Below are 20,199 nucleotides of genomic sequence, written 5' to 3'. Positions count from 1 at the left end.
GGACCCATGAACGAAGACTCCCTCATCATCGCCGGTAAAACCTACCGCTCGCGTTTGCTGGTCGGCAGCGGCAAGTACCGCGACCTCGATGAAACACGCGCTGCGACCCTGGCGGCCGACGCCGAGATCGTGACGGTGGCGATCCGGCGCGTCAACATCGGCCAGGACCCGGACGCGCCGAACCTGCTCGATGTGCTGCCCCCGGGCCGCTTCACGATCCTGCCGAACAGCGCCGGCTGCTACAACGCAGCCGATGCGGTCTATACCTTGCAGATGGCGCGCGAACTGCTCGATGGCCGCAAGCTCGTCAAGCTCGAGGTGCTGGGCGACGAGAAGACGCTGTTCCCGCACATGCCGGAAACCCTGCGCGCGGCCGAGACCCTGGTGCGGGACGGCTTCGACGTCATGGTCTACTGCAGCGACGATCCGGTCCAGGCGCGCATCCTGCAGGAGATCGGCGTGGTCGCCGTGATGCCGCTTGCGTCCCTGATCGGCTCGGGCATGGGCATCGTCAATCCGTGGAACCTGTCGCTCATCATCGAGCAGGCCACGGTGCCGGTGCTGGTCGACGCCGGGGTCGGCACTGCCTCGGATGCGGCGATCGCCATGGAACTCGGCTGCGACGGTGTCCTGATGAACACGGCGATCGCGCATGCGCGCAGACCCGTGCGCATGGCGCGCGCGATGAAGCTGGCCGTGCAGGCGGGGCGCGAAGCGTATCTCGCCGGGCGCATGCCGAAGCGCTTTGCAGCCGCGCCTTCGTCGCCGCTCGAAGGGCGCCTCGCATGACCGTGCCTTGCGTACTGGTCTTCGCCGGGCTCGATCCCGGCGGCGGCGCGGGCCTGGCGGCCGATGTGCTGGCGATCGCCGCGCAGGGAGCGCACGCGCTGCCGGTGGCGACAGCACTGACGGTGCAGGACAACGAACGCGTGCACGCGGTGGCGCCGGTGGATGCCGGCTTCGTGCTGCGCCAGGCCGAGGCGCTGCTTGCGGTGTGCGACATCCGTGCAGTGAAAATCGGCATTCCCGGCAACCTTGAGAACGCACGCGCGATCGCCGGGCTGCTGCGCCGTTTGCGCGAACGCGCACCAGGCCTGCCGATCGTGCTCGACCCGGTACTGGCCAGCGGGCGCGGCGACGTCCTCGGCGCCCACGACCCGGTCGACAGTGTGGCTGAACTGCTGGCACTGGCGACCATCGCATTGCCGAACGAACCGGAAGTGTGCGCCATCGGCGCTGCTGCGTGCGCGCAGCTCTTGATCACGGGCGGCCATGGGGACGGCCGCTTTGTCACCAACCGCTGGTACCGCGACGGGGCACTGGTACAGCGCTGGCGCTGGCCGCGCCTGCCCGGGCAGTTTCACGGCAGCGGCTGCACCCTGGCTTCCGCGCTGGCTGCCCGCCTGGCACTGGGCGAGGGCATGTTCGACGCCCTCGGCGCGGCCCAGGTCTATTGCCATGCGGCGCTGGCCGGGTCGTTCGCGATCGCCCCGGGGCAGCGCGTTCCGCGCCGCTTCCTCCACTCCATTGCATAGGACATCCATGCGCGGCTTATACCTCGTCACCCCGAACTGGGACGACACCGAACGGCTGCTGGCGGCGACCGAAGCGGCCCTGCGCGGCGGCGCGGCCCTGGTGCAGTACCGGCAGAAGAACGCCGGCAGCGACTTGCGCCTGGAGCAGGCCAGGGCGCTGCTGGCCTTGTGCCGGCGCCACGGCCGGCCGCTCATCATCAACGACCACGTCGACTTGTGCATGCACATCGATGCCGACGGCGTCCACCTGGGCGCGCTTGACGCCGCACTTGCACAGGCGCGCCGCGCGCTGGGGAAGACCGCGATTGTCGGTGCTTCCTGCTATGGCGACCTGGCGCTGGCGCGCGCGGCGCAGGCCGCCGGCGCCAGCTACGCCGCCTTCGGCGGCTTCTATCCGTCGCCCGTGAAGCAGTATGATTTTGTGACTTCACCGACGCTGCTGGAGGCGGCGCGCGCGGACATCACGCTGCCGCTGGTCGTCATCGGCGGCATGACGCCGGAACATGCCGCACCGCTGGTCGCGCGCGGAGCGGACATGGTGGCGGCCATCACGGCCGTCTACGGCGACCCGGATCCGGAAGGCGCGGCACGCCGCATGACCGCCTTGTACGACGGACCCCGGCGCGGATGATGTGCCGTTGCAAGGGAGAGACACATGGCTGTTTCCGAACGATGCGCTATTTATTGCCATGCGGCAAAAATATATAATCCCGGTATTCTCTTTTTTCAGACCAATGTAAAACCATGGACAACATGTTGATGAACGATGGGGTCCTCGAAGCACTCGCCTTCAAACTCGGCAACGAGGAATACGGCATCAAGATCCTGAAAGTACAGGAAATCCGCGGCTACGAATCGGTCACCCGCATTGCCAGCGCTCCGGAGCACGTCAAGGGCGTGGTCAACCTGCGCGGCACCATCGTGCCGATCGTCGACATGCGCATCAAATTCAAGCTCGGCGAGCCGACCTACAACCAGTTCACCGTCGTGATCATCCTGAACATCCAGGACCGCGTGGTGGGCATGGTGGTCGATTCGGTGTCCGACGTGATCTCGCTGACGGCCGACCAGATCAAGCCCGCGCCCGACATGGGCGGCGCCCTGAACACCGACTACGTGGTGGCCCTGGGCACGGTCGACGAGCGCATGATCATCCTGGTCGACATCGATCGCCTGATGTCGTCCGCGGACATGGGCGTGATCGACAGCGTCGCCGCCTGATCCAGGCGGCTGCCGTCCCCCGGACCCGCCCGCGTGGCGGGTTTTTTCATGCCTGGACGAGACGTGCCGCGTCACTGCTGCGCTTGTGCATACAATAGCGGACCGAACATTCCTTCACGAGAAAACGATGCATCTGCTCCGCATGATCGTCCACACCCGACGCCACCCGTCGGCCATCCTGCTGCTGGCCCAGCTGCTCGGCATGGTCCTGTATCCCTTCCTGGAGCAGACCAGGTACGGCCACGTCGCTTTTAACGCCTTCGGCATCGTCATTCTCGCCTTCACGGTCCGCATGGTGCAGCGCACGCCGGGCCACACCTGGATCTGCGTAGCCATGTCGCTCCCGATCATCGCGCTGCTGACGGCGCAGATGCTGTTCGACATGCCGTATCTGCAGCTCTGGTCCTCGGCGATCGAAGCCCTGTTCTACTTCTACGCCGCCGGCAGTCTGATTTCCTACATGCTGGCCGACCGCCGGGTGACCACCGACGAACTGTATGCCGCCGGCGCCACCTTCACCCTGCTGGCCTGGGGTTTCGCCCACCTGTACATGGCGGTGCAGGCGCTGACGCCGCACTCGTTCGGCGCTGCCGTCAACCCCGAGCTGGCACGCACCTGGACGGAACTCAATTACCTGAGTTTCGCGCTGCTGTCCTCCACCGGCATCGGCGACGTCATTCCCTTGACGGGCCACGCCCGCTCGCTCGCCAGCATCGAGATGTTCGTCGGCCTGATGTACCTGGCGGCGGTCGTGGCCCGGTTGATCGGACTGACGATGCAGCCTTCGAAACCGGTTGAGTGAAAGCGCTCGCGCCCGCGTGCAGGGCTCTTATGCGGAAGATGGTTACAATATTGCTCATTTTATTAATGCCGAGAAAAACGTGAATAAAGAAGCATCCGGAAAATCAGGCATCGCCGCATTGACGCTCGGCGCCATCGGCATCGTCTACGGCGATATCGGTACCAGTCCGCTGTACACGATGAAGGAAGTGTTCGCGCCAGCCCACGGGATTGCCGTCACGCCGGCCAATGTCACCGGTGTGGTGTCGCTCATTCTCTGGTGCCTGATCATCGTCATTTCACTGAAGTACGTGACGCTGGTCCTGCGGGCGGACAACGGCGGCGAAGGGGGCATCATGGCCCTGACCGCACTGGCCCTGAAGTCCGTGAGCAGCCATTCCCATCTCTACTACCCGGTCATGTTGCTCGGGATGGTCGGCGCCGGGCTGTTTTTCGGCGACGGTGTCATCACGCCCGCGATTACCGTCTTGTCTTCCATCGAAGGACTCGAAGTGGCGACGCCGGCATTCAAGCCCTATGTGGTTCCGATCACGCTGGCGGTGCTGGCGGTGCTGTATCTGGCGCAGCGCCGCGGCACGGGCGGCATCGGCAAGTGGTTCGGGCCGATCGTCCTGGTATGGTTTGCCGCCCTCGCCGCGATGGGCGTCGCCAACATCGTGCAAAACACGGACATCCTGGCAGCCTTCAACCCGCTCTACGCCTTTACCTATCTGCGCGAGAATGGCTGGTTCGCCTTCGTTTCCCTGGGCGCGGTCGTGCTGGCGCTGACCGGTGCCGAGGCGCTGTATGCGGACATGGGACACTTCGGACGCAAGCCGGTACGGCTCGCCTGGTTCTCGGTCGTGTTTCCCGCATTGGCGCTCAATTACCTCGGCCAGGGTGCGATGCTGCTGTCGAATCCTGCGGCAGCGAGCAATCCTTTCTTCAACCAGCTTGGCGCGTGGAGCATCTATCCGCTGGTGGCCTTGTCGACCGTCGCCGCTGTCGTGGCATCGCAGGCGACGATTTCCGGTGCCTTCTCGGTGGCGCAGCAAGCGATCTCGCTGGGTTTCCTTCCGCGCATGAAAATCGTTCACACGTCGAGCGAGGAAAAAGGGCAGATCTACATCCCGCTCATCAACTGGCTTCAGTTCGCAGCCGTGGTGTTTGCGGTCGTGGCCTTCGGCTCGTCGACCAACCTGGCGTCGGCCTACGGTATCGCTGCGACGGCCACCATGTTGACGACGACCTTGCTCACTTTCTTTGTCGTCTACTACGGCTGGAACTATTCGCTGCTGGCAGTCCTGGGGGCGACAGGTTTCTTCCTCATTTTCGATATCACCCTGTTCGCTTCGACGAGCCTGAAAATCATCAGCGGTGGCTGGTTCACGCTGGCGATCAGCTTTGTACTCGTGACGCTGATGCTGACCTGGCGCAAGGGCAAACAGCTGGTCTATGAAAACTTGCAGGCGCACCTGATACCCCTGCCCGACTTCCTGACCAGCCTGTTCCACAGCCCGCCCCACCGCGTTCCCGGAACGGCCGTGTTCTTCCGTGCGGAAGGCGATGGCGTGCCGCATGCCATGTTGCATAACCTGACTCACAACAAGGTACTGCACGAACGGGTCATCTTCCTGACGGTGCAGCCGCTCGGCATTCCAACCGTTCCGATCAAGGAACGCATCGCGATCGAGCCGCTTGGGCACGAGTGCTACCAGGTCACCCTGTCATATGGATTTGTCGATGAACGGGACGTGCCGAAGGATCTGCTTGCCTGTGCAGAGCATGGATTGGTGTTCGAGCCGATGGAGACCTCGTATTTCATCGCCAGGCAGAACATCATTTCCACGCCGGGGTCGGGCATGGCGGCCTGGCGCGAAGGCGTGTATTCGTCGATGGCCCGGAATGCTCGCGATGCGGCCGACTATTTCAAGCTTCCGTCGAACCGCGTGATCGAGCTTGGCACGCAGGTGGAAATCTGATGGTGGGATAAGGCAGCACACGAAAAAGAGGACACCGAAGTGTCCTCTTTTACATTCCACCTGCAGCCGGATTACATCCCGCAACCCAGCGACTTGATACGGTCGTGCGCAGCTTTTGCCTGCACCAGGCCGAAACCGTACTTGGTGTCGCGGCCGGCGGTGCCCAGGTCCAGCGCGCTCTTGCCGAGCGAGGTGCGGATCTGCGCAGCGGTGCAAGTCGGGAAGTAGCTCCACACCAGGGCGGCGACGGCTGCCACGTGCGGGGTTGCCATCGAAGTGCCGTCGAAGTAGGCGTAGTTCGATGCCTTGATGCCGACGGTGGCGCTCTGGCCGAATTGGGCCTTCATGGCGTTGCCATCGACATCGGTCGCGGTGACCGACGGGATGGTCGTCACGGTGGTGCCGAGCGTGCCGCCAAAGGTGCCCGCCACGTTGTTGTACACGATGGCGCCGACGCCGCCGCTGTTCTGGCAATTCAGGACCTTGGTCGAGAAGTCGACCGTGCCGCGTGCGATCAGGCAGACCTTGCCGGCGACGGCGCTGTTGACCGTGTCGCCGATGCCGAAATCAGCCAACGGCGCGGTTGCGGTCTTGACCGGCGCACCTTCCATCGCGCCCGGTGCATAGCTGTTCGCGCCAACCGACAGCACGGCTTCCTGGCCGCTGCCCATCGGTACGGTCGACAGCACGCCCACGCCAGGACCTGCCAGTTCGACCTTGCTGTTGTACTGCGAGAAGGTGGCCCAGGCCTTGTTCTCGTCGACCGCGCCGACCGAGACCACGCTGGTGTAGCCGGCAGGGTAGGACAAGCGGGTATTGCCGTCGTTACCGGCCGCGGCGATGGAGAGGATGCCGGCGGAAGCGAGCGAGGCGAAGGCGTTTTTCTCGGTCGTGTTCTGGGTCGGGCCGCCGAGCGACATGCTGATGATGTTCGCGCCAGCCGCCTTGCACTTGTTGGCAGCCGTCGCCAGCGAGGACGAATAGGCCCAGGCTTCGGCGCCGAAGACCTTCACGATGTGCAGCTTGATCTGCTTGTTCGAATTCACGCCGACCACGCCGGTGCCGCTGTTGTTGATCGCGGCGATGGTGCCGGCGACGTGGGTGCCGTGGTGGTTCTCGTCGGTATACCACCAGCCGGTGCCGCTGTCGTATTCGCCGGTGACCTGATTGCTTGAGAGGTCTTCGTGGTTCTTGTCGTAGCCCGAGTCGATGATGCAGATCTTGCGGTTGGCAGCAGCCGAATCGCTCAGCAGGTCGGCCTGCACTTGCTTGATACCGTAAGGGACCAGCTGGCCGGCAACGTAGGGCGCGCCGGTGGACGGCGAAGTCAGCGCCAGCGGGTAGCGCTTCGCATCTTCCTCGATGTATTCAACGTTCGGATTGTTTTCCAGCCCCTTGAGGGCGGAGCGCGGCACTTCGACGGCCATGGCATCGTCATTGAAGATTTCGTGCTTCACCTTGCCCTTGAGGCCGCTCACCAGGGACTTCAGGACGGCTTTCTGCCCCTTCTTGAATTTCACGATGACGCGGGTGGTATCGGTATCGACAACGCTGGCGGCGCTGGCGGTATTGCACAGCAAGCCGACTGCAGCGGCAGCCAGGCACAGGCGGAAGGTCTTGTTTGAAGCACGAGCGGTAGGTTGAGCCATTGTTTACTTCTCCGTATAAAAGCCTATCGAAATGCCGCGATTCTTTGCTCGCGTGCACGTTTTTTTATAAAACGTTAGGGTTGCCGTTCTTCACGGCCGAGTCCAGTGTAGGCACGAAACATATGCATGGGCAAATGACAAATTAATCGTGCTCAGCCGTGTTGCAATATTGCACGTTCGCACGATTGAAAACGGCTTGGATTATTTATTCAGTGCTATATTTTTTGCCCTCAGCATTGTGCATATGCAGCATTTTTGCAGCCTGCACAGGCAACCTTGTTTCTTTGCTCTTGGTATGATGGCTGCTCCATCCCAAGTCACAGGAACATTCATGAAAACCAAGGCAGCGATTGCGTGGAAGGCGGGTCAGCCGCTGACGATCGAAGAAGTCGAGCTCGACGGCCCGCGTGCCGGCGAGGTACTGGTCGAAGTCAAGGCCACCGGCATTTGCCACACCGATTACTACACGCTCTCGGGCGCCGACCCCGAAGGCCTGTTCCCGGCCATCCTCGGCCATGAAGGTGCCGGCGTCGTGGTCGACGTCGGTCCGGGCGTGACCAGCCTGCGCAAGGATGACCATGTCATCCCCCTGTACACGCCGGAATGCCGCCAGTGCAAATTCTGCCTGTCGCAAAAGACGAATTTGTGCCAGGCGATCCGCTCGACGCAAGGGCGCGGCCTGATGCCGGATGCCACCTCGCGCTTTTCGATCGACGGCAAGCCGATCTACCACTACATGGGCACGTCGACCTTCTCGAACTACATCGTGGTGCCGGAAATCGCGCTGGCCAAGGTGCGTTCGGACGCGCCCTTCGACAAGATCTGCTACATCGGCTGCGGCGTCACCACCGGCATCGGCGCCGTGATCTTTACCGCCAAGGTGGAGGCGGGTGCGAATGTCGTCGTGTTCGGCCTGGGCGGCATCGGCCTGAACGTGATCCAGGCGGCGAAGATGGTCGGCGCCGACAAGATCATCGGCGTCGACATCAACCCGGCGCGCGAGCAAATGGCGCGCAAGTTCGGCATGACCCATTTTGTGAATCCGACCCAGGTCGAGAACGTGGTCGACAGCATTGTCGGGATCACCGACGGCGGCGCCGACTACAGTTTCGAATGCATCGGTAATGTGAACACCATGCGCCAATCGCTCGAGTGCTGCCACAAGGGCTGGGGCCAGTCGATCATCATCGGCGTGGCCGAAGCGGGCGCCGAAATTTCCACCCGCCCCTTCCAGCTGGTGACCGGCCGCGTGTGGAAGGGTTCCGCTTTCGGCGGCGCGCGCGGACGCACCGACGTGCCGAAAATCGTCGACTGGTACATGGAAAACAAGATCAACATCGACGACCTGATCACCCACCACCTGCCGCTCGAGCGCATCAACGAAGGTTTTGATCTGATGAAGTCGGGCGAGTCGATCCGCTCGGTCGTGGTCTACTGATCGATATCGTTTGTAGAGTGCCTGGCAGGATACCCAGGGCAAGGCGCAAGGTCGAAGACAGTACGCTGGTACGGCGACACGTTGCAACGCCGTCATGGGCGTCTTGCCAGGCACTCTACCGCCTGTTCCGCGAAAGCGACCGTTTATCGCACGGCGCGGACAGGCGGTACTTCGTTCTTCTACAGTCCATCCATTGCCAACTGGCTTCTGGAGGACATCATGCAGGCTTCCCGCTTTACGTTCGTCAAACACGCGCTCCTGCTGAGCGCTGTCGCTGCCGCCTGCGCGGCCCCTTTAGTGAGCGCCAAGGCCGCGCCGCCATCCGAGGGCGTGCAAAAGGTGCGCGCCATGCACCGCAGCGAGGGCGGCGAATCCTACGCCCTGGTGCGTGCGGGCTCGCGCCTGGACCTGACGGGCAATAAGGTCTCCGACGCCGATATCGAGGCCATCAAGCGTCGGGTGCAGGGCGAATTCTTCTGGTTCCGCAAAGACGGCAAGGAATATATTCTGCAGGACGCAGCCATGTTGGAGCGCGTGCGCCAGGCCTGGGCGCCGATGGAAAAGACTGGCGCCGCGATGGAGAAACACGGCAAGGAAATGGGCCGTCACGGCGAAGAGATGGGCAAGTACGGCAACCAGATGGCACTCGCCGCCGTCACCCTGAACAAAGAAAAAATGGAAGCCATCGGCAAGAAGATGGAAGACGCCGGCAAGCCGATGGAGGCGGTCGGCAAGAAAATGGAAGTACTGGGCGAGCAGATGGAAGCGCAGCAGAAGGAGGCCGACCGGACCACGCGCGCCATCATCGGCGAGGCGCTTACCAGCGGCAAGGCACGTCTCAACAGCTGGGGTCAGGTTGAGGAGACGAGCTCAAGCGTAAAGTGACCCCAGCTTTTTTCTGTGTGCCGGCGCCTGAAACACGCCGTTACCAAATCGCGCGCATCGAAAAGAATGCGGACCCGGCAGCATGCGACAATTGCAGCTGATCAAACTCTGCAATGCCGACGCCTTCCATGCCTGCCAAATACCGCTCCACCGTGTCCGTCCCTGTCCTGCCGCGCCGCCGTCCCTTGGTGGCCTTCGTTCTCGGGACGCTGATTGTCTCCGGCCCGGCCTGCGCACAGCAGCCGGCGCCGCAATCGGCGCCTGTGGCGGTTGCGGTGGCCGCCCCCGAACAAAACCAGTCGACGACGGACAGCCCGGCCACCGTCTCCGTTACCACCAAGCGCAATTCGAACCGGATCGACCGCCAGGTTTACGACGTGAAAGCCGACCCGGCCAGCTCGAACGACACCGTGGCCGATACCCTGAACAAAGTGCCGTCGGTGGCGGTCGACGCCGACGGCGGGGTGACGCTGCGTGGCAAAAGCAATGTCCAGATCTATGTCGACGGCAAGCCCTCGGCCATGATGCAGGGCGAGAACCGGGCGGCGGCGCTCAATGCGCTGCCGGCGGCGGACCTGGAATCGGTCGAAGTCATCAACAATCCCGGTGCCCAGTTCGGTAACGAAGGCGGGGGCGGGCCGATTCTGAACCTGGTGATGCGGCGCGAGCGCACGCCTGGCGGGTTTGGATCGGTCAACGCGAATGCCGGCACCGAGGGCCGCTTCAACGCCAACAGTTTCGGCAGCTATACGACGGGACGCATGAGTGCGCAGGGCAGCCTGTACGGGCGTCGCGACAAGCGCGGCGCGAGCGGCGACACGGTGCGCGAGCGCATCGACCCGGTCACCGGCGCGGTCGCGCGCAGCACCCAGGCATCGAACAGCGACACGGAAAACAAGGTCGTGGGCCTGAACGGTTCGCTCAGCTACAACCTGGGCGACAAGGACGTAGTGGCCGTGGCCGTCATGGCATCGGGCAGCGACAACGATACCATCTCGAGCGAGCGCTACCAAGGCACGAACCCGGCCGGCGTGCTCGATAGCGACTACCTGCGCTCTGGCCAGCGCGAGGGCAGCAACCGCACCTACAGCCTCTCGACCCGCCTCGACCACAAGGGCGATTCGCAAGGCGAACTGTTCAAGATGGACCTGCGCCTGTCGGGTGCAAAAAACGAGGGCGACAGCCGCAACGCCACCGACTACACGGTACGCCCGGTCAATGCGCAGGCCGCACGCACGCGCCAGGACAACCTGACCGACAACCGCGTGGCCGACTTTACGGGCGACTACGAGCTGCCGGGCGAGCGCGGCATCTTGAAAATGGGCTACAAGCTGGCGCGCACCAGCAGCGTGTTCGACAACGCCTACTTCGACGTCGATGCGGCCTCGCTGTTTGAGCGCATCAACACGGGGCGCACGAATCGCTTCGAACTCGACGAAACGACCGCGGCTCTATACGCTTCGTACCAGTGGCGCATCAACAGCCAGTGGGGCGTGCTCGGCGGCCTGCGTGCCGAGTACACCGACGTCGACCTGTTCCAGGTGACGACGAATATCCGTGCCCGCAACAATTATCTCGACGCGATTCCGAGCGCCTTCGTGACCTATGGCTGGTCGGACGACACGACGCTGCGACTGAGCTATGCGCACCGTATCCGCCGTCCGAGTGCGGGCGACCTGAACCCGTTCGTCATCTACCGTGACGAGTTCAATGTTTCCTCGGGCAACCCGAACCTGCGGCCGAGCGATGCCGACTCGCTCGAACTCGGCCTCGAGACCAAGCTCGGCAAGGTCGATACGAACCTGCGCCTGTACGCGCGGCGCGATACCGATCTGATCTCGGAGCGGCGCTTCTTCCTGGCCGATAACGTCTTGCTGACGACGCGCGAAAACGCCGGCAGCAGCAATTCGGGCGGCCTCGAATTTTCATTCGGCGGCAAGGCGACCGAGAAACTGACTCTCAATGCGAGCGGCAACCTCGGCTATTCCGAGCAGACCGTGCTGGGCAGCGCCAGCGGCGACAAGCGCAGCGCCACCTCGCTCAGCGGACGCGCCCGTATCGGCTACCAGATCGACCGCGAGAACCAGCTGCAGCTGATGATCAACGCCCAGGGCAAGACCCTGCTCGGCGAGGGTTTCCGGGAGCCGTCCGCCACGGCCGACATCAACTACCGCCGTACCCTGACCCCGGCGCTGTCGCTGGTGGTGAACCTCAACGACGTCTTCGATTCGCAGAAGATGGACATGATCACCGAGACCGACCGCCTGCGCGAAACCAGCATCCGCCGTTTCGACGGGCGCACCGTGTTTGTCGGCCTGTCCTACCGTTTCGGCAGTGTCGGCGGCAACGGGCAGCGCCAGGGACGGCCGGGCGGCGGGCCAGGCATGCGCGGTGCCGGCGGCGGCATGGGGCCGGGTGGTCCGGGCCATTGAGCGCTTACTTTGGTTGCAGGGCGATGACGGCCATGCCGGCCAATGCCAGCGAGGCGCCGGCCGCGTCCCACCGGGTGAGGGCGACACCGTCGACAAAGCGCAGCCACAGTAGGGCGATTGCGATGTACATGCCGCCGTAGGCCGCGTAGGTACGGCCGGCGGCGCTGGGGTGCAGCGTCAATAGCCAGGCGAACAGCGCCAGCGATGCGGCCGCGGGCAGCAACAGCCAGAGCGGCTTGCCCTGTTTCAGTACCAGCCAGGGCAGGTAGCAGCCGACGATTTCAGCCAGCGCGGTCAGCGCGAACAACAGGGCGAGTTTGATCAGTTCCGGCATGGCGAAGTCGCGTGATGGTTGCCGGATGATACACCTGGCGTCAGCGCTCACTCATCAATATTGCTTTTAGCAATACTTGTATGTCAGCATGGAGAATCCCTTTTCCGGACCCGATCCCATGCACCAATTCACCCGTCTTGCCCTCTCCAGCCTGCTTGCCGGTACAGCTGCGCTTGCTTCTGCGCAAAGCACCCAAGCTGAACGCCCGGCCACGACCTTCCCGTATACGCCGGGCCTGGACGTCAATTCGATGGACAAGAGCGCCAACCCTTGCGTCGACTTTTACCAGTTCGCCTGCGGCGGCTGGATGAAGAACAACCCGGTCCCGGCCGACCAGGCGCGCTGGTCGGTCTACAGCAAGCTGGCCCAGGACAACCAGCGCTACCTGTGGGGCATCCTCGACGCTCTTGCAAAACAGAAGGAAGGCCGCAGCAGCACCCAGCAAAAGATCGGCGACTATTTCGGCGCCTGCATGGACGAAGGCGCGATTGCGACACGTGGCGCGGCGCCATTGCAACCCTGGTTAGAGCAGATCGACGCGATGGCCGGCAAGCGCGACTTGCCACGCCTGGTGGCGGCGCTGCAGCTGACCTTGTCAAACGAGGATTTCTTCTTCGGCTTCGGTGCCAACCAGGACTTCGGCGACTCGACCCGCGTCATTGCATTTGCCGACGGCGGTGGCCTGGGCTTGCCGGACCGCGATTATTACCTGAAAACCGATGCGCGCTCGAAGGGGATCCGTGCCAAGTACCTGGCGCACATGACGACCATGTTCGGCCTGATCGGCGAGTCGCCGAAGGTGGCCAGGCGCTCGGCGGCGACGGTGATGCGCATCGAGACGGCCCTGGCACAAGCCACGCTGACGCGCGTCGAGAAACGCGACCCGTACAAGTTGTACAACAAGGCCGATCTGAAAGCCTTGCAGCGCATGACGCCCGGCTTCGACTGGAAGACCTACCTGGCCGAGATCGGCCAGCCGGGGTTGAATACCTTCAATGTCACCGAGCCAAAGTTTTTCCGTGCCTTCGGCAAACAGTTGCGCGCCAACGAGCTCGCCGCCATCAAGACCTATCTGCGCTGGCATGTGCTCGAAGCCATGGCGCCGGCCTTGTCGCCGCAGTTCGACGAACCGCATTTTGCCTTCTTCAGCAAGACGCTGCGCGGCGTCGAGAAACAGCAGCCGCGCTGGAAGCGCTGCGTGCAACTGGTCGACGCCCAGCTGGGCGAAGCGCTTGGCCAGGAATTCGTCGGCCGCGCCTTCTCGCCTGAACTGAAAGCCAAATCGCTGCACATGACGCGCCAGGTGGAGGAGGCGATGGCGAAGGACATCGAATCGCTCGACTGGATGAGTCCTGCAACGAAGAAGCGCGCCCGCGAAAAACTCGACGCCATCGTCAACAAGATCGGCTATCCGGACACCTGGCGCGATTATTCGCATTACGAGGTGCGCGCGGACGACTTTGCCGCCAATGTCGTGCGTGGCAACCTGTTCGAACACCGGCGCCAGCTGGCCAAGATCGGCAAACCCCTGGATCGCAGCGAGTGGCTGATGACGCCGCCGACGGTGAACGCCTATTTCAATCCGCAGATGAACGACATCAATTTCCCGGCCGGCGTGCTGCAGCCGCCGCTGTTCGACCCGAAGATGGACGACGCGCCGAACTACGGCAACACGGGCGGCACCATCGGCCACGAGCTGACCCATGCGTTCGACGACGAGGGCCGCCAGTTCGATGCCAAGGGTAATTTGAAAGACTGGTGGACCAAAAAGGACGGCAAACAATTCACCGACCGCGCCGCCTGCATTGCCGACCAGTACGCCGGCTACACCGTGGTCGACGACATCAAGATCAACAGCAAGCTGACCCTCGGCGAAGACGTGGCCGATCTGGGCGGCGTAATCCTCGGCTGGATGGCGTGGAAGACGCAGATGGCAAGCATGCCGCAGCAGGCGCAGGCGCTGCGGGACGGCTTGAGCCCTGAGCAGCGCTTTTTTGTGGGCTACGCGCAATGGGCCTGCGAAAACGACCGCCCGGAAAACCTGCGCGTGACGGCGGTAACCGATCCGCACTCGCCCGGCAAATACCGGGTCAATGGCGTCGTGATCAACATGCCGGAATTCGAAAAGGCGTTCTCGTGCAAGCCGGGGCAGCCGATGGTGGCGGCCAAGCGTTGCCGGGTCTGGTAGGCACAATAAAATAATGCCCGAAGGCCAATGCTGGCCTCCGGGCTTTTTTGCTCTTGCCAAGTGCAGGGCTGATCAGTGCTGGTCGATCTTGCCGCGCCAGCCGCCGGTTTCGGCGCCGCGCTTTTCCAGCATTTCCTTGTAGTTCGTCAGGTTCGCACGGGTTTCCATGCGCACCGCGCCCAGGGCGTCGCCGATCGCTTCCAGCACGCCGTCCGGCTGGTAATCCATCTGCAGGGTCACACGGGTGACGTTGTCGGAAATCTTGTGGAAAGTCACCACGCCGGCATTGTGCACGCCGCCGATGCTGCGCCAGGCGATGCGCTTGTCCGGGATCTGCTCGGTGATTTCCGCATCCCACTCTTTGTCTTCGCCGGCGATATTCGCTTTCCAGTGCAGGCGCTTGTCGTCGAGCTGGCGGATATCCTTGACGCTCTTCATGAACTGCGGGAAATCTTCGAACTGGGTGAACTGGTTGTAGGCGGCGCGCACAGGCACGTTGACTTCGATTGCCTCGATAATCGACGAGTCCCCATTCTGGGTGCGATTTTTCTTCATTTTCTTCGACAGCATAATTCCACCGACAGCAAGTGCGGCGACAGTCATCACTCGATTCAACATAGGTTTCTCCTCGTAAGAACAATTGGGTGAGCCACGCGGTAGTTTGCGTATTTGTCGTTAAGTTAAGTGAATTTCTGAACAGGTGGCGCGCGGGAGAATTACCTGCTAATACTGCTGAGTTAGATGCAGTTGCCAGATAATGCGGCGTGCTTATTACTTTTTGTTGGAAAATTGGTGTCTGTTCCGCGACGATCGTCTGGCGCTCATCCGCACTAAATTTGCCAATACTGCCGATAACCATGGCAGCATGTCCATGTATACAGAAGAAGGCTGATGAAATAATGTTTCATGGATTGCGCATTTATGAAATTTTATTTCGCCACTGCACAGTTTCTGCGCGAGACTGGATGGGCATACAGTAAATCCGAACGGTATAATGGTCGCATGAATCTCCTTCACAACCTCAATCCCGAACAATTGGCCGCCGTTACGCTGCCCTCGCAAAGCGCGCTGATCCTTGCGGGCGCCGGTTCGGGCAAGACCCGCGTGCTGACCACCCGCATCGCCTGGCTGCTGCAGACGCAGCAGGTGAGCCCGGCCGGCATCATGGCGGTGACGTTTACCAACAAGGCGGCGAAGGAGATGTTGACCCGCCTGTCGACGATGCTGCCGGTGAACACGCGCGGCATGTGGATCGGCACTTTCCACGGGTTATGTAATCGGCTGTTGCGCACGCATTACCGCGACGCTGCCCTGCCGCAATCGTTCCAGATCCTCGATTCGCAAGATCAACTGTCGATGATCAAGCGCCTGTTGAAGGCAGCGAATGTCGACGATGAAAAATATCCGGCCAAAAACCTGATGTACTTCATCAACAATGCAAAAGACCAGGGACTGCGCGCCGGACAGGTCGAGGCCTATGATCCGATCGAACGCAAGATGGTCGAGCTGTACGAGCTCTACGACCAGCAATGCCAGCGCGAAGGCGTGGTCGATTTCGCCGAGTTGCTGCTGCGCTCGTACGAGCTGTTGTCGCGCAATGCGCCGCTGCGCCAGCATTACCAGATGCGTTTCAAGCACGTGCTGGTCGACGAGTTCCAGGATACCAACGACCTGCAGTACAAGCTGCTCAAAGTACTGGCCGGCCATGGCGAGCAGGTCGGCGGCGCGATCTTCGCGGTCGGCGACGACGACCAGAGCATTTACGCCTTCCGCGGCGCCAACGTCGGCAACATGTCGGCCTTCGAGCGCGATTTCCGCGTCCAGAACCTGATCAAGCTCGAGCAGAACTATCGCTCGCATGGTCACATCCTCGACAGCGCCAACTACCTGATTGCGAATAACACGAAGCGCCTCGGTAAAAACCTGCGCACGGACGCGGGGCAGGGGGAGCCGGTACGCATCTACGAAGCCTCGTCCGATCTCGAAGAAGCGCAGTGGATCATCGAGGAAGCCAAGAGCCTGATGGGTGAGGGCCTTGCACGCAAGGAAATTGCAATCCTGTACCGTTCGAACGCGCAAAGCCGGGTCATCGAGCACGCGCTGTTCGCGGCCGGCATTCCGTACACGGTGTATGGCGGCCTGCGCTACTTCCAGCGCGCCGAGGTCAAGCATGCGATTGCCTACCTGCAGCTGATGGACAATCCGCACAACGATTCGGCTTTCCTACGCGTCGTCAACTTTCCGACGCGCGGAATCGGCGTGCGCTCGATCGAGCAGTTGCAGATGGCTGCCGACACCTATGGCGTGTCGCTGTATGCGGCCGTGCCCTACATGACGGGCAAGGCGGGTACTTCGCTGGGCGCTTTCGTGAAGCTGATTGAAGGCGCGCGTTTCGAGACCCAGCAGCTGGCGCTGCCGGAAATGGTGCGCGTCGTGCTCGAGCGCAGCAACCTGCTGGCGCATTACGGGAACGAAAAAGAAGGCGCCGACCGCATCGAAAACCTCGAGCAGATGGTCAGCGCCGCGACGCAATTCGTTCAGGAAGAAGGTTTCGGCCAGTTCGCACCGGCCCACCTGGGACCACAGTCGCAGGCGCAGGCCGGGGACGCGGTCGTCTACCAGGACGGCATCGAGATCATGGATGCGGATACCCCCTTGTCGCAAGTGATGTCGCCCTTGTCGGCTTTCCTCGCCCACGCGTCGCTGGAAGCGGGCGACGCCCAGGCCCAGGCCGGGCAGGACGCAATGCAACTGATGACGGTGCACTCGGCCAAGGGCCTGGAATTTGACGCAGTCTTTATTACTGGACTCGAAGAAGGCCTGTTCCCGCACGAAACCAGCGCCCGCGAACTCGATGGAGTGGACGAAGAGCGGCGCCTGATGTACGTGGCCATTACGCGCGCGCGCAAGCGTTTGTACATGAGCTTCACCCAGCAGCGCATGCTGCACGGCCAGACCCGCTACAACATGAAGTCGCGTTTCTTCGACGAGTTGCCGGAAGAAGCCCTGAAATGGCTGTCGCCGCGTGTGCAGAGCCACTGGTTCGCCAACAAGAAAGCCGCCACCGCCTGGGACGACACCGCCTTCCGCAATGGGGGCAGCGACAACAAGATCGCCCAGCAGATCACCCAGAAGTCGGGCGGGAACGGCTCCGGCTGGCGCGTCGGCGAATCGGTCACGCACGCCAAGTTCGGCGAAGGCGTGATCGTGAATATCGAGGGTGGGGCAGGCGCGGCGCGCGCGCAAATTAACTTCGGCGCATCCGGCATGAAGGTGCTCGACTTGTCGGTGGCGAAGCTGGAGCGAATTTCGCGCTAAGCCCCTAAGCGCACCGTTGGCTGGACAAGTGTCCACCCAAGGACATCATTTGTTCAGGTTGACCCGGCCAGCGCCTACATCCACCGGCTTTCCGAAAATCTGCCGATACCCCGCGTACATCGCGCACTGCAGCAGCAGCACGAACAGGAAGATCAGCCACATGATCGCCACCCGCGCCAGGCTCGAGCCGCCCAGCACCAGCGCGACGATGAAGCACACCCCGAAGAAGATCGCAAACCACGCCATCAGGAGCACGATGAACACCCGTGCGTTTTTCACGACGGCGAAGAAGCTGTAGAAAGTCGCCTTGCCCAGACTCATCTGCTGCCAGTAGGTCAGGGGAGCGGCAAAGGCCAGCGCGATCAGCACCGCGACGTCCAGGATGAAGATGCCGAGCATCGTCAGCAGGTCGGACGCGTGCACTTGCGGCGGCGAGGCCGGGTCGACCGGCTGCGACAACTGCTGCCAGAAGCCAGGGTCGATCGCCACCTTGGTGAGCGAGGTCAGCAGCAGCGAGGCGCCGAGGTAGATCAGGCCGATCTTGCACAGGGCAGGGAAGGCCGGCTTCTTGAAACCGGTCAACAGAACGGCAGGACTGACGCGCTCCCCATTCTCGATCATCATGCACGCCTTCATGAAGGCCATCGAGAACGACGGAATCAGGACCACGGCGACCATCTTGCCGAGCAGCGGCACGGCGCTGATCAGGAGGCTGAACAGGATGTTGGCGAACAGCAGCGTGGTGAGTGCGGCGGGCTGTTTCCGGAACAGGCCGGCGCCTTCCTTCAGCCAGTTCCAGCCAGTAATTGCGGGCATGTTATTCATTCTTGATGGGTCAGTCGTGGTGCGGGTGTGGCGAGTCGGGCGCGCAGGATGCGCTCGAAATGGGTGGGATCGTGCGGCGTGAGCATTTCAGCTTCGCGCGGCACGTAAAAGTCATACAGGCGCGACAGCCAGAAGCGCAGCGCCGCAGCGCGCAGCATCGGCTGCCAGGCGGCGGCTTCTTCCGGCGTGAACGGACGCACGGCGCGGTAGGCGTCCAGCAGCGCTTCGACGCGCGCGACATCGAGCTCCCCGCTGCCCAAGTCGATGCACCAGTCGTTGACGGTCACGGCCAGGTCGAACAGCCAGGTGTCGACACCGGCAAAATAAAAGTCGAAGCAGCCCGTCAGGCGTTCGCCGACGAACATCACGTTGTTGCGGAACAGGTCGGCGTGGACAGGGCCGCGCTGCAACTGCGCATAGGTCGGTCCGGCGGCAAACGCCGCCTGATAAGCGAGTTCATCCTGCAGCAGCCGCGCATTCTCCGGCGACAGGAAAGGCAGCACCTGCGGCATGGTCGCCTGCCACCAGGCGAACCCACGCAGGTTCGGCTGGCGCAGCGGGAAGTCGCGCGCCGCCAGGTGCATGCGCGCCAACATGGCGCCGACCTCGGCGCAGTGGGCCGGCTGCGGATCCATCTGCGAACTGCCCTCGAGCTTGCTGACAATCGCCGCCGGCTTGCCGTGCAGGGCGACCACCAGCTCGCCTGCCGCATTGGCCACCGGCGCCGGCACCGGGATGCCGCGCTCGGCCAGATGGCGCATCAGCTGTACGTAGAACGGCAACTGCTCGAACGTCAGGTTCTCGAAGACCGTCAGCACGTACTCGCCGGCCTCGGTCGTCAGGAAGAAATTGCTGTTTTCGATGCCGGATGCGATGCCCTGGAGCGCCACTGCCTGGCCGAGAGGAAACTGCTCCATCCACTGGGTGAGTTCATCCAGTGTGACTGCGGTGAAAACTGCCATTATGCGAAGGTGGGGTAGGAGTCTGGGCGTGCGGGCGCAAGCGCCCGCCTTGGCGGGTTGATCAGCGGGTCGATGGCATCGGTGGCGGTGGCGGAATGTCGGCCGGCTTCGTCATCGGGACCGTTGCCGCTGGAACATTGCTGGTCGCCGGCGCCCGGTTTGCCGCAGCGGTGGCCGACGCGGTTGCCGACGTCTTGACCGGCGCCGCGGCGCCGCTGCCCGCTGCAGCCGCGGCGGCTGCCGCTTCGGCATCGGCCGCGGCCTTGCGCTTGCCGTTCAGGTCGAATTCCATCACCTGCCATTGCGGCGCACGGATACCGCTGCTCTGGGCATCGCCCGCCTGCGCATTGCCGGCGGGCTGGCCCGGCTTCATGACGTAACGGCTCTTGCCGCTCTGGACTTCGACTTCGGTGACCTGGCCGCTGTTGTTGCGCTTTTCCCGGATCTGGGTACCGCGGCGCGGATCGATGTTGGTGGCCGGCGTTTCGCTCTCCGGCTCGATGCGTTCGGTCACTGGCGGCTGCGCGCTGCCCGCCGTCTGCGCGGCAGCCGCGCCGGCACAGGAGAGCAGGGCGATCGACAGGGTCAGACGGGGAAATGTGCGCAGCATGATGGTCACCTTATATCGTTTCAACCATTGTAACAAACAC

Annotated in this window: 17 protein-coding genes; 11 read left to right on the top strand and 6 right to left on the bottom strand. The window is 62.8% G+C overall.

Going from position 1 to position 20,199, the window contains the following annotated elements; translation table 11 throughout:
- The first annotated feature begins 6 nt into the window (after nucleotides 1-6).
- From ACHAC9_RS18380 to ACHAC9_RS18355, 6 genes are all read left to right on the top strand, one after another.
- The gene (locus ACHAC9_RS18380; RefSeq protein WP_435762018.1) at nucleotides 7-789 is read left to right on the top strand and encodes a thiazole synthase; all 783 of its coding nucleotides are present in this window, start codon (nucleotides 7-9) and stop codon (nucleotides 787-789) included.
- A complete protein-coding gene (gene thiD, locus ACHAC9_RS18375) occupies nucleotides 786-1,535 on the top strand; it encodes a bifunctional hydroxymethylpyrimidine kinase/phosphomethylpyrimidine kinase (RefSeq protein WP_435762016.1) in 750 nt (249 codons plus the stop codon). The genes ACHAC9_RS18380 and thiD overlap by 4 nt, the downstream gene beginning before the upstream one ends.
- Before the next feature lie 7 nt (nucleotides 1,536-1,542).
- The gene (gene thiE / locus ACHAC9_RS18370; RefSeq protein WP_435762014.1) at nucleotides 1,543-2,166 is read left to right on the top strand and encodes a thiamine phosphate synthase; all 624 of its coding nucleotides are present in this window, start codon (nucleotides 1,543-1,545) and stop codon (nucleotides 2,164-2,166) included.
- Nucleotides 2,167-2,279: 113 nt separating this feature from the next.
- A complete protein-coding gene (locus ACHAC9_RS18365; RefSeq protein ID WP_435762012.1) occupies nucleotides 2,280-2,756 on the top strand; it encodes a chemotaxis protein CheW in 477 nt (158 codons plus the stop codon).
- 127 nt (nucleotides 2,757-2,883) lie between these two features.
- Entirely contained in the window at nucleotides 2,884-3,558 is a 675-nt protein-coding gene (locus ACHAC9_RS18360; protein WP_435762010.1) for an ion channel, read from the top strand.
- Between the two features lie 79 nt (nucleotides 3,559-3,637).
- A complete protein-coding gene (locus ACHAC9_RS18355; RefSeq protein WP_435762008.1) occupies nucleotides 3,638-5,518 on the top strand; it encodes a potassium transporter Kup in 1,881 nt (626 codons plus the stop codon).
- A 71-nt stretch (nucleotides 5,519-5,589) separates the two neighbouring features.
- Here ACHAC9_RS18355 and ACHAC9_RS18350 read toward each other — a convergent pair whose 3' ends face one another.
- A complete protein-coding gene (locus ACHAC9_RS18350; RefSeq protein ID WP_435762006.1) occupies nucleotides 5,590-7,167 on the bottom strand; it encodes a S8 family serine peptidase in 1,578 nt (525 codons plus the stop codon).
- Between the two features lie 331 nt (nucleotides 7,168-7,498).
- Here ACHAC9_RS18350 and ACHAC9_RS18345 point away from each other — a divergent pair, with 331 nt between their 5' ends.
- From ACHAC9_RS18345 to ACHAC9_RS18335, 3 genes are all read left to right on the top strand, one after another.
- Nucleotides 7,499-8,605, top strand: a complete 1,107-nt coding sequence (locus tag ACHAC9_RS18345; RefSeq protein ID WP_435762004.1) for an S-(hydroxymethyl)glutathione dehydrogenase/class III alcohol dehydrogenase — start codon at nucleotides 7,499-7,501, stop codon at nucleotides 8,603-8,605.
- Between the two features lie 219 nt (nucleotides 8,606-8,824).
- Nucleotides 8,825-9,490 (top strand): hypothetical protein, encoded by a 666-nt coding sequence (locus ACHAC9_RS18340; RefSeq protein ID WP_435762002.1) that lies wholly within the window; start codon nucleotides 8,825-8,827, stop codon nucleotides 9,488-9,490.
- 128 nt (nucleotides 9,491-9,618) lie between these two features.
- On the top strand, nucleotides 9,619-11,922 hold the full coding sequence (locus tag ACHAC9_RS18335; RefSeq protein ID WP_435762000.1) for a TonB-dependent receptor domain-containing protein: 2,304 nt from the start codon (nucleotides 9,619-9,621) through the stop codon (nucleotides 11,920-11,922).
- Between the two features lie 4 nt (nucleotides 11,923-11,926).
- Here ACHAC9_RS18335 and ACHAC9_RS18330 read toward each other — a convergent pair whose 3' ends face one another.
- Complete coding sequence (locus tag ACHAC9_RS18330) at nucleotides 11,927-12,256, bottom strand: YnfA family protein (protein ID WP_435761998.1); 330 nt, start codon at nucleotides 12,254-12,256, stop codon at nucleotides 11,927-11,929.
- 118 nt (nucleotides 12,257-12,374) lie between these two features.
- Here ACHAC9_RS18330 and ACHAC9_RS18325 point away from each other — a divergent pair, with 118 nt between their 5' ends.
- The gene (locus ACHAC9_RS18325; RefSeq protein WP_435761996.1) at nucleotides 12,375-14,444 is read left to right on the top strand and encodes a M13 family metallopeptidase; all 2,070 of its coding nucleotides are present in this window, start codon (nucleotides 12,375-12,377) and stop codon (nucleotides 14,442-14,444) included.
- 72 nt (nucleotides 14,445-14,516) lie between these two features.
- On the opposite strand, the gene ACHAC9_RS18320 is transcribed toward ACHAC9_RS18325, so the two are convergent.
- On the bottom strand, nucleotides 14,517-15,062 hold the full coding sequence (locus ACHAC9_RS18320; RefSeq protein WP_435761994.1) for an SRPBCC family protein: 546 nt from the start codon (nucleotides 15,060-15,062) through the stop codon (nucleotides 14,517-14,519).
- Between the two features lie 384 nt (nucleotides 15,063-15,446).
- On the opposite strand from ACHAC9_RS18320, the gene ACHAC9_RS18315 reads away from it, so the two are divergent.
- Complete coding sequence (locus ACHAC9_RS18315) at nucleotides 15,447-17,762, top strand: UvrD-helicase domain-containing protein (RefSeq protein ID WP_435761992.1); 2,316 nt, start codon at nucleotides 15,447-15,449, stop codon at nucleotides 17,760-17,762.
- A gap of 45 nt (nucleotides 17,763-17,807) precedes the next feature.
- On the opposite strand, the gene ACHAC9_RS18310 is transcribed toward ACHAC9_RS18315, so the two are convergent.
- The 3 genes from ACHAC9_RS18310 to ACHAC9_RS18300 form a co-directional block, all read right to left on the bottom strand.
- Nucleotides 17,808-18,578, bottom strand: a complete 771-nt coding sequence (locus ACHAC9_RS18310; RefSeq protein WP_435761990.1) for a BPSS1780 family membrane protein — start codon at nucleotides 18,576-18,578, stop codon at nucleotides 17,808-17,810.
- 5 nt (nucleotides 18,579-18,583) lie between these two features.
- Complete coding sequence (locus tag ACHAC9_RS18305) at nucleotides 18,584-19,549, bottom strand: homoserine kinase (RefSeq protein ID WP_435761988.1); 966 nt, start codon at nucleotides 19,547-19,549, stop codon at nucleotides 18,584-18,586.
- 61 nt (nucleotides 19,550-19,610) lie between these two features.
- A complete protein-coding gene (locus tag ACHAC9_RS18300; protein WP_435761986.1) occupies nucleotides 19,611-20,159 on the bottom strand; it encodes a hypothetical protein in 549 nt (182 codons plus the stop codon).
- Between the last annotated feature and the right edge of the window lie 40 nt (nucleotides 20,160-20,199).

Origin of the sequence: Massilia sp. CMS3.1 (assembly GCF_051262535.1) — a bacterium.
GTDB lineage: Bacteria > Pseudomonadota > Gammaproteobacteria > Burkholderiales > Burkholderiaceae_D > Telluria.
This window is presented reverse-complemented; position numbering and strand designations above follow the sequence as displayed.

Bases quoted from the DNA above. Each gene is read 5' to 3' on its own strand.
- ACHAC9_RS18380 (WP_435762018.1), top strand. From the start codon at position 7: ATGAACGAAGACTCCCTCATCATCGCCGGTAAAACCTACCGCTCGCGT.
- thiD (WP_435762016.1), top strand. From the start codon at position 786: ATGACCGTGCCTTGCGTACTGGTCTTCGCCGGGCTCGATCCCGGCGGC.
- thiE (WP_435762014.1), top strand. From the start codon at position 1,543: ATGCGCGGCTTATACCTCGTCACCCCGAACTGGGACGACACCGAACGG.
- ACHAC9_RS18365 (WP_435762012.1), top strand. From the start codon at position 2,280: ATGGACAACATGTTGATGAACGATGGGGTCCTCGAAGCACTCGCCTTC.
- ACHAC9_RS18360 (WP_435762010.1), top strand. From the start codon at position 2,884: ATGCATCTGCTCCGCATGATCGTCCACACCCGACGCCACCCGTCGGCC.
- ACHAC9_RS18350 (WP_435762006.1), bottom strand. From the start codon at position 7,167: ATGGCTCAACCTACCGCTCGTGCTTCAAACAAGACCTTCCGCCTGTGC.
- ACHAC9_RS18345 (WP_435762004.1), top strand. From the start codon at position 7,499: ATGAAAACCAAGGCAGCGATTGCGTGGAAGGCGGGTCAGCCGCTGACG.
- ACHAC9_RS18340 (WP_435762002.1), top strand. From the start codon at position 8,825: ATGCAGGCTTCCCGCTTTACGTTCGTCAAACACGCGCTCCTGCTGAGC.
- ACHAC9_RS18335 (WP_435762000.1), top strand. From the start codon at position 9,619: ATGCCTGCCAAATACCGCTCCACCGTGTCCGTCCCTGTCCTGCCGCGC.
- ACHAC9_RS18330 (WP_435761998.1), bottom strand. From the start codon at position 12,256: ATGCCGGAACTGATCAAACTCGCCCTGTTGTTCGCGCTGACCGCGCTG.
- ACHAC9_RS18325 (WP_435761996.1), top strand. From the start codon at position 12,375: ATGCACCAATTCACCCGTCTTGCCCTCTCCAGCCTGCTTGCCGGTACA.
- ACHAC9_RS18320 (WP_435761994.1), bottom strand. From the start codon at position 15,062: ATGTTGAATCGAGTGATGACTGTCGCCGCACTTGCTGTCGGTGGAATT.
- ACHAC9_RS18315 (WP_435761992.1), top strand. From the start codon at position 15,447: ATGAATCTCCTTCACAACCTCAATCCCGAACAATTGGCCGCCGTTACG.
- ACHAC9_RS18310 (WP_435761990.1), bottom strand. From the start codon at position 18,578: ATGCCCGCAATTACTGGCTGGAACTGGCTGAAGGAAGGCGCCGGCCTG.
- ACHAC9_RS18305 (WP_435761988.1), bottom strand. From the start codon at position 19,549: ATGGCAGTTTTCACCGCAGTCACACTGGATGAACTCACCCAGTGGATG.
- ACHAC9_RS18300 (WP_435761986.1), bottom strand. From the start codon at position 20,159: ATGCTGCGCACATTTCCCCGTCTGACCCTGTCGATCGCCCTGCTCTCC.